The organism is Corynebacterium hylobatis (assembly GCF_003955685.1).
GTDB lineage: Bacteria > Actinomycetota > Actinomycetes > Mycobacteriales > Mycobacteriaceae > Corynebacterium > Corynebacterium hylobatis.
This window is the reverse complement of record NZ_RXHJ01000032.1, coordinates 1-7,473: the sequence shown is the minus strand read 5'-3', so window position 1 is coordinate 7,473 and position 7,473 is coordinate 1. Positions and strand designations below refer to the sequence as shown.

Below are 7,473 nucleotides of genomic sequence, written 5' to 3'. Positions count from 1 at the left end.
CCAGGCCGACATCGGCGTGGCCATGGGAGCCGCTGGTTCCCCGGCCGCCATCGAAACCGCCGACATCGCCCTGATGGCCGATAAGCTGCCCCGCCTGCCCTACGCCCTGGGCCTGGCTCAGCGCACGGTACGCACCATGCGTGTCAACATCGCCATCGCCCTGGCGACGGTGGCCATCCTCCTGGTCGGCGTTCTGCTCGGTGGAGTGACCATGTCGATTGGCATGCTCGTCCACGAGGCATCTGTCCTGCTGGTCATCGCCATCGCGATGCTCCTGCTGCGTCCGACCCTGAAGGAGGGCAAGGACCAGGCAGAGGTCAGCACCGCTGACGCGGCGAAGGAGGCGCTGAGCGCCTGACGAAATAACCCCCACAACCAGCCCCACCGGGTTTTCTCCCAGGTCTTCCCGGTGGGGCTTTCCCATGTGTGCCCCGCTCTCAGGTAGCTGGGTCGTGGCTCAAAGCGGAAACCGAGGCGAGGAAGACGTCGCAACGCGACACCCTTGTCCTCCCTTCCATTTCATGAAATCATATGCACATGCATGCAGATGATAAATGGAGCGTCACCGTCGACAGCGTCTACGTGGAGCTGGCGGTGGAAATGTTTGCCATGCTGGCCGACCCGACCCGGGTGCGCATCATCCTCGCCCTGCAGGAAACGGAACTATCGGTCGGTGAGCTAGCCGAGATCGTGGCCAAGTCCCCGGCGGCAGTCTCCCAGCACCTGGCCAAGCTCCGTCTGGCGAGGATGGTAGCCACCCGCCAGGAGGGCAAGCGGGTGTTCTACCGCCTGGCCAACGAACATGCCCGTCAACTAGTGACCGATGCGATCTTCCAGGCCGAGCACGCCGTGGAAGCCGAACCCCGCCATCACCGGCAGAGTTCTCCGGCAGCGGTCACCAAACTCAGAAATCAGCCCGCGCCATGATCGAGGTACTGCGTAACCCCTCCTACGCGAAACTGTTTTCCGCCCAGATCATCGCCCTGGTGGGCACCGGGCTGCTGACCGTGGCTCTGGGTCTGCTGGCCTTCGATATCGCCGGCGGCAACGCCGGAGTAGTGCTCGGTACCGCGCTGACCATCAAGATGATCGCCTATGTGGCCGTCTCCCCGGTCATGTCCGCGCTGACCGCCCGCCTGCGCCGCAAGCCGGTGCTGGTGAGCTCTGACCTGCTGCGCCTGGTGGTGGCACTGGCGCTGCCGACGGTGAGTGAGACCTGGCAAATTTATGTGCTCATCTTTATCCTGCAGTCCGCGTCCGCAACGTTCACCCCCACCTTCCAGGCGGTCATCCCTGAGGTGCTGCCTGATGAACGCCAGTACACCCGTGCTCTGTCGTTGTCCCGGCTGGCCTATGACCTCAAGTCCCTGCTCAGCCCCGTGATCGCCGCGGCATTACTGACGGTGATGGTCTACAACAATCTCTTCATGGGCACCGCCCTGGGGTTTCTCGCCTCCACGGTGCTGGTGCTGACCACACGTTTCCCGGCTATCACCCCGGCCGCGCCTGCCCCCTTCCTGAACCGATTGACTCTGGGAGCCCGAATTTTCTGGCGCACCCCGCAGCTGCGCAGCCTGTTGGCCATGAACCTGGTCGTGGCGGCCGCCACCGCGATGGTGATCGTCAACACCGTCGTACTGGTCCAGGGGTATCTGCAGCGTTCGGAGTCCGATGTCGCGCTGCTGCTGGCCGCCTACGGGGCCGGATCGATGATCATCGCCCTGGTCGTCCCTTTGCTCCTGGACCAGGTGGCTGATGAGCGGCCAGTGATGCTCACCGGCGCCGCCCTCCTGCCGGTGGGCCTCGTGTCAGCCGCCGCCGCGATCTATTTTCCCACCGGCCCGGGACAGTGGGCGGGACTGCTCCTCGTCTGGCTGGCGCTCGGGGCGGCGACCTCGCTGGTTCTCACCCCGTCGGCCCGTCTGCTGCGCCGTGCCAGCACCGAGGACAACCGTCCGGCGGTTTTCGCCGCCCAGTTCTCCCTGTCCCACGCCTGTTTCCTGCTCACCTATCCTGCCGCGGGAGCCCTCGGGGCCTGGCTGGGGCTGTCCGTCACCGCACTCATCCTGGCCGGCCTCGGACTGCTCGGGACAGTCTGGGCCGTCGTGGCCTGGGGCCCGAACCCCCAACCCACCCCCACGCACCCGTCCACCACAACCAGGCGGTAGCCCCTGGAAGGATCTGACATCCATGAATTCTCCCGGCAGTAATCATCACCACGACCACCTGCTGCTCATCCGGTTCATGTATCTCTCCGTGGTGGCGGTGGTGACCATCGGATTGAAGATGATTGCGGCCTCCGTCACCGGGTCCGTGGGCTTCTTATCCGACGCTCTGGAATCGGTGGTCAACCTCGTGACGGCGGTCATTGCAGTCATCGCCTTGTCTGTCGCCGCCCGTCCCGCGGATGGCAGCCACAACTTCGGCCACGGGAAAGCCGAGTACTCCTCCGCACTGGCCGAAGGTGCCATGATCCTCCTCGCGGCAGTGCTGATCATCTGGACCTCAGGGCAACGCCTGCTGGCCCCGCACCCCTGGAAGAGGTCGGGATCGGTCTGGTTCTGACCACGGCCGCCCCCGTCATCAACCTCATCGTTGGGATGGTGTTGATCCGGATGGGTAAAAGGCACCGCTCGGTCACCCTCCAGGCCGATGGCCAGCACCTGATGACGGATGTGTGGACCTCAGTCGGGGTGCTCGTCGGGATCGCCGCAGTCTGGCTGACCGGCTGGCTGTGGTTTGACCCGATCATCGCCCTGCTGGTCGGCGCCAACATCTTGTTCACCGGCTACCGTCTGCTGCGCAGCTCACTGAGCAACCTGCTCAACCGGCCCCTCCCTGATGAGGACCTGACCACCCTCAATGCGGCCCTGGCTGACTTCCGGGAGGATCACAGCGTGGAGTTTCCGCCCGCGCGGACCGTACTGTCAGGCCGTCACCGACATGCTTTCGTGGTGATGGCGGTCCCCGGTGACTGGAGCGTGAATATGACCCATGATCTGGCCCACGATCTCGAGGACGCCATCGCCGCGGCTCTCCCCGGGACAGAGACCTTCATCCACGTCGAACCCCTGGCGGGCAGTGACGCGCCTTGACTGTCCCTAGATCCCACTCCTTTCTCAGGGGCGAAGATCTGTTCGCTGAATGCGCCGTGCCCAGGCCGTCAAGGTCCGGGTTCGCCTCGCGCCCCACGCAGCCGTGCGTGTTCTGCCGTCTCGCGGCGAAAACTGTTGCGACGGTCACCGGGGACGCGCCACCTTCTCCGCTGAATCCACGGATCTGCGGGCCACCCTGATATGCGGGGGTTCGTGAGCTAGTTTGTTCGTTCGGTTAGGAGCGGGCGAAGCGGGCGATGGCATCGGTGACTTCCTGAAATTTCGCGTCTGCAGCCTCGCCTCCCGACTGGGCGGCATCGCGCACGCAGTGCCTCATGTGGTCATCGAGCAGGCCCAGGGCGACATTGCGCAGGGCGGAGTTGACCGCGGAGACCTGGGTGAGGATATCGATGCAGTACTGCTCCTCGTCGACCATGCGGTGTATGCCCCGGACCTGGCCCTCGATGCGCTTGAGGCGGGCAAGGTAGCGGTCCTTATCGTTGATGTAGCCGTGGGTGGTGTGGCAGGTGCCTGCCGCTTCGTCACTAGGGACGGTCTGATCAGGGGTGAGGGCATTCATGGGGGTCTCCTTGCTAAAAAGGGGCCGGCTGGTAAGTCGTGGGGTTAGTGAGAAGTTCGATCAGGATGGCAGGCGTGAGGGAAGGTGGATTAGGCATTGACCGGCTGTCGGGGGCTGGCCTCAGTCGTGTTTGATGCGGGGGCTGTCGCACCGTGACTAGACGTGAAACCGCGCAACCGCAGGGAATTGGACACGACGAACACGGAGGAAAACGCCATCGCGATACCGGCGAGAATGGGGTTGAGCAGGCCGATGGCGGCAACCGGAATCAGGGCGACGTTGTAGGCGAAGGCCCAGAACAGGTTGCCCTTGATGGTGCCGAGTGTGCGACGTGACAGCCGGATCGCGTCGACCGCGGAGCGCAGGTCGCTGTTCATCAGGGTGATGTCCGATGCCTCGATGGCTACATCTGTGCCTGCCCCCATGGCCAGGCCCAGGTCAGCCTGGGCGAGTGCGGCGGCGTCGTTGATGCCGTCGCCGACCATGGCGACGTTCTTGCCCTGCTTCTGCAGCCTCTCGATGACTCGGACCTTGTCCTCCGGCATGACCTCGGCGATGACCTGGGCCGGGTCGATGCCGACCTCGGCGGCTACCGCCTTCGCGGCGCCGGCGTTGTCACCGGTGAGCAGCATCGGGGTCAGGCCCAGCTCCTTCAGGCCGGCCACCGCGGCGGCGGAGGTCGGTTTGGCGGTGTCCCGCACGGTGATCACCCCGGCGTTGCGGCCGTTGATCTGAACGACTACCGGGGTGCCACCCAGGGTTTGGGCGTGAGTGAAGGCGTCCTGCAGGGGTCCGGTCAGTTCACCGGCGGGGCGTCCGACGGTCACGCTGTGGCCTTCCACCCTGCCGGTGACTCCCCGGCCGGCGGTGTTGGCGAAGTCGGTCACCTCGGGCAGGGTTTGGGTGCGTCCGCCTTCCCGGGCGATGGCTTGGGCGATGGGGTGTTCGGAGGCGAACTCGACGGCGGCGGCCTTGGTCAGAACATCGTTACGGTCAAATCCGTCGGCAACGGTGACGCCCGTGACAGACATGACGCCGGTGGTCACGGTGCCGGTCTTGTCCATGACAATGGTGTCCACCTTCTTGGTCGACTCCAGCACCTCGGGGCCCTTGATCAGCAGACCCAGCTCGGCACCACGGCCCGTACCCACCAGCAGGGCGGTCGGGGTGGCCAGACCCAGGGCACACGGGCAGGCGATGATCAGCACCGCGACCGCGGCGGTGAAGGCCGTCGCCAGTCCGGCGTCGAGGAGGAAGACGTGGGTCAACAGCGTGAGGATCGAGATGACGATGACCACGGGCACGAAGACCGCAGAGATCCGGTCGACCAGGCGCTGCACCGGGGCCTTCTTCGCCTGGGCCTCGGTGACTAGCTTGGCCATCTGCGACAGCGTGGTGTCGGCACCGGTGCGGGTGACCTCCACCAGCAACCGCCCTGAAGTATTCAGGGTGGCACCGGTGACCTTGGAACCTGCGGTGACCTCCACCGGCACGGACTCACCGGTGAGCATGGATTCATCCACGGCCGAGGATCCCTCAGTGACACGACCGTCGGTGGCAATCTTCTCACCCGGGCGGACGACGAAGACATCACCAATCTTGAGCTGGCCCACCGGGACGCGGACCTCCGCGCCGTCGCGGATGACCGCGGCGTCCTTGGCACCCATGTCGAGTAGCTTGCGCAGCGCCGCGGAGGACTGGCCCTTGGCCTTGGTCTCAAACCAGCGACCCAGCAGCAGGAAGGAGATCACCACTGCCGCGGTCTCCAGATAGATCTCGTCCATGGTGGAGTTTGTCGGCAGCAGGTGAATCTCCATCGTCATGCCAGGATGGCCGGCATTACCGATGAACAGGGCCCACAACGACCACAGGTAGGCCGCCCCTGTGCCGAGCGTGATGAGCGTGTCCATGGTGGTTGCGCCGTGGCGCAGGTTAACCAGGGTGGCCCGGTGGAAGGGGGCACCGCCCCAGAAGAACACCGGGGTGGTCATGGTAAGGACAGCCCACTGCCAGTTGGTGAACTGCAATGCGGGAATCATGCTCAGCAGGACGATTGGCACCGTGAGCAGTGCGGAGATGATCAGGCGATTCTTCAGGTCAGCGGCCTCATGCTCGCGGGCGGTGTCGACCTGACTCCGGGCACCGCTGGAACCTGAAGCCACTGTCGCGGCGTCGTCCGTACTGTCGCCGCCATCGTCCGTGGCACCTGACATGGTGAAGGCACCGTAACCGGTGGTCTTAACGGTCTCGATGAGGTTGTCAGGGTCAACTTTCGCCGGGTCATAGCGCACGGAGGCCGATTCGGTGGCGAAGTTGACGGTCGCCTCCACACCGTCAAGCTTGTTGAGTTTGCGTTCCACCCGCGACGAACACGAGGTGCACGTCATGCCGGTCACGCCGAGGTCGACCTGGAGCAGGTCGACCGCTGGTTGAGTCTGGGTCATCACTTATCAGTCCTCAGGGAGAGTGCATCGGTAATTATTGTCCGGTGCGGGCGGCAATCCCCGCCTTCCATAACCCTAACCATATACCCCTGGGGGGTATAAAGCAAGGGTGGGTGATGTCCGCGAATCTGTGGATGAAAACGGGCCCGGCCCCGCTGTGACGCAGTGCGGCGGCCGGGCCCTGGGGGTGGGAACTAGGGCTTGAGGGTGTAGCCGGCCTCCTTGATGGCGGCGGTGACATCCTCGTCAGTGAAGTTCTCTCCGGTTACCTCTACGCGGCCGGTGCCGGGGTTCGCTTCCACGGAGTTCACGCCTGCCACCTCGCGGACCTCTTCCTCGACGGAAGACTTGCAGTGTCCGCAGGTCATACCTTTGACCATGTAGTTCTTGGTGACGGTTGCCATGTGAATGTCCTTTCAAGGGGGTGGGGCCGGAGGTGGCGAAGTGGCGTCAGTGCTGGGGCACCCCTTCGACTATCCTCCAATTTATACCCATGGGGGGTATAAATCAAGGAGGTGGGCAATCAGGGCAAGTGCAGGGTCTGGGTGCACTCGAAACACGCTGTGATGCCTTCCGGTCAGTGTCTCCTTGTCGCTCGGGCTCAGGTCTTTCGGGTGGTGTCCGGCATGGTGCGTGCGTGATGGGTCATGTCGTGCTCCCTATCTCGCGTCGATCCGGAAAAGCCGGTCGAGCCAGCTTGACCACACTCTCGACCCTAGGGGCCTCCCGGCGGGACTCGGGGGTTGAACCATGAAGATTTCATGAAGAAATCCATTCTCCATCCCGCGGCTGTGGCGCTGGAGGGGCGGCCCCAATACCTGCCCCCACTTCCCTGGGGACGGGCCCGCCCTCTGCGGGCTGTGACCAGCCATTTCCGAGTGTCACCTGGGGTTGTCTCCGGGTACGGAAGCCCGGTCGCCAGGCTCGTGCACGTGTCGCGGGGAGTGGAAACTCGTGCCCGCTGAGGGTCAGGGCCCGCGTGTTTTCCCTGGGGAATGCGCGGACAGAGGGGTTGTCGGGGTGGGGCATCTGCAATTGAAGCGCTATTGTCATCTCGGAACGATAACGCCATGATCACAATCCCGCATAGGGAAACGACGGAAGAAGATTCAATGCGACTGACGGCTCAGCGGGCTCCCCGAGGAAAACATCGCAAGATCACCACCTCGCAGACCAAGGGGCGCGTGGCACTGGTGGCCGTGGCCGCCAGCGCGGTCTCCTCGGCCGGGATCGGTGGGGCTACTGCCGCCACGCTGCAGGCCCAGGATGAGGCCCCGGCATCTATGGAGGTCACCACCGTCGATGTAGAGCTGGCCGCCAATGACGCCGCCTTGTCCTTCGATGCGACGCAGGT

At 64.4% G+C, this 7,473-nt stretch carries 5 protein-coding genes and 3 pseudogenes; 5 read left to right on the top strand and 3 right to left on the bottom strand.

The window, feature by feature from the left end; all coding sequences use genetic code 11:
• The 4 genes and pseudogenes from EAH68_RS14415 to EAH68_RS14400 all read left to right on the top strand — a co-directional run.
• Positions 1-358 (top strand): annotated as a pseudogene (locus EAH68_RS14415) (heavy metal translocating P-type ATPase); the annotation flags it as partial.
• A gap of 173 nt (positions 359-531) precedes the next feature.
• On the top strand, positions 532-927 hold the full coding sequence (locus EAH68_RS14410; protein WP_126122026.1) for an ArsR/SmtB family transcription factor: 396 nt from the start codon (positions 532-534) through the stop codon (positions 925-927).
• Positions 924-2,168, top strand: a complete 1,245-nt coding sequence (locus tag EAH68_RS14405) for an MFS transporter (protein ID WP_126122025.1) — start codon at positions 924-926, stop codon at positions 2,166-2,168. The genes EAH68_RS14410 and EAH68_RS14405 overlap by 4 nt, the downstream gene beginning before the upstream one ends.
• Positions 2,169-2,190: 22 nt before the next feature.
• A pseudogene (locus EAH68_RS14400) lies at positions 2,191-3,095 on the top strand (cation diffusion facilitator family transporter).
• A gap of 235 nt (positions 3,096-3,330) precedes the next feature.
• On the opposite strand, the gene EAH68_RS14395 reads toward EAH68_RS14400, so the two are convergent.
• The 3 genes from EAH68_RS14395 to EAH68_RS14385 all read right to left on the bottom strand — a co-directional run bounded on the left by EAH68_RS14395 (position 3,331) and on the right by EAH68_RS14385 (position 6,523).
• Positions 3,331-3,675: a metal-sensitive transcriptional regulator gene (locus EAH68_RS14395; RefSeq protein WP_126122024.1), complete on the bottom strand. Its 345-nt coding sequence runs from the start codon at positions 3,673-3,675 to the stop codon at positions 3,331-3,333.
• Positions 3,676-3,764: 89 nt separating this feature from the next.
• Positions 3,765-6,119 carry a heavy metal translocating P-type ATPase gene (locus tag EAH68_RS14390; protein WP_126122023.1) on the bottom strand — a complete coding sequence of 785 codons (2,355 nt, stop codon included), beginning with the start codon at positions 6,117-6,119 and terminating at the stop codon, positions 3,765-3,767.
• 194 nt (positions 6,120-6,313) lie between these two features.
• Positions 6,314-6,523, bottom strand: coding sequence for a heavy-metal-associated domain-containing protein (locus EAH68_RS14385; RefSeq protein ID WP_126122022.1), 210 nt, complete (start codon positions 6,521-6,523; stop codon positions 6,314-6,316).
• Between the two features lie 708 nt (positions 6,524-7,231).
• Between EAH68_RS14385 and EAH68_RS14380 the strand changes: the two are divergent.
• Positions 7,232-7,473, top strand: a pseudogene (locus tag EAH68_RS14380) (M23 family peptidase); the annotation flags it as partial.

Bases quoted from the DNA above. Each gene is read 5' to 3' on its own strand.
- EAH68_RS14405 (WP_126122025.1), top strand. From the start codon at position 924: ATGATCGAGGTACTGCGTAACCCCTCCTACGCGAAACTGTTTTCCGCC.
- EAH68_RS14385 (WP_126122022.1), bottom strand. From the start codon at position 6,523: ATGGCAACCGTCACCAAGAACTACATGGTCAAAGGTATGACCTGCGGA.
- EAH68_RS14390 (WP_126122023.1), bottom strand. From the start codon at position 6,119: ATGACCCAGACTCAACCAGCGGTCGACCTGCTCCAGGTCGACCTCGGC.
- EAH68_RS14395 (WP_126122024.1), bottom strand. From the start codon at position 3,675: ATGAATGCCCTCACCCCTGATCAGACCGTCCCTAGTGACGAAGCGGCA.
- EAH68_RS14410 (WP_126122026.1), top strand. From the start codon at position 532: ATGCACATGCATGCAGATGATAAATGGAGCGTCACCGTCGACAGCGTC.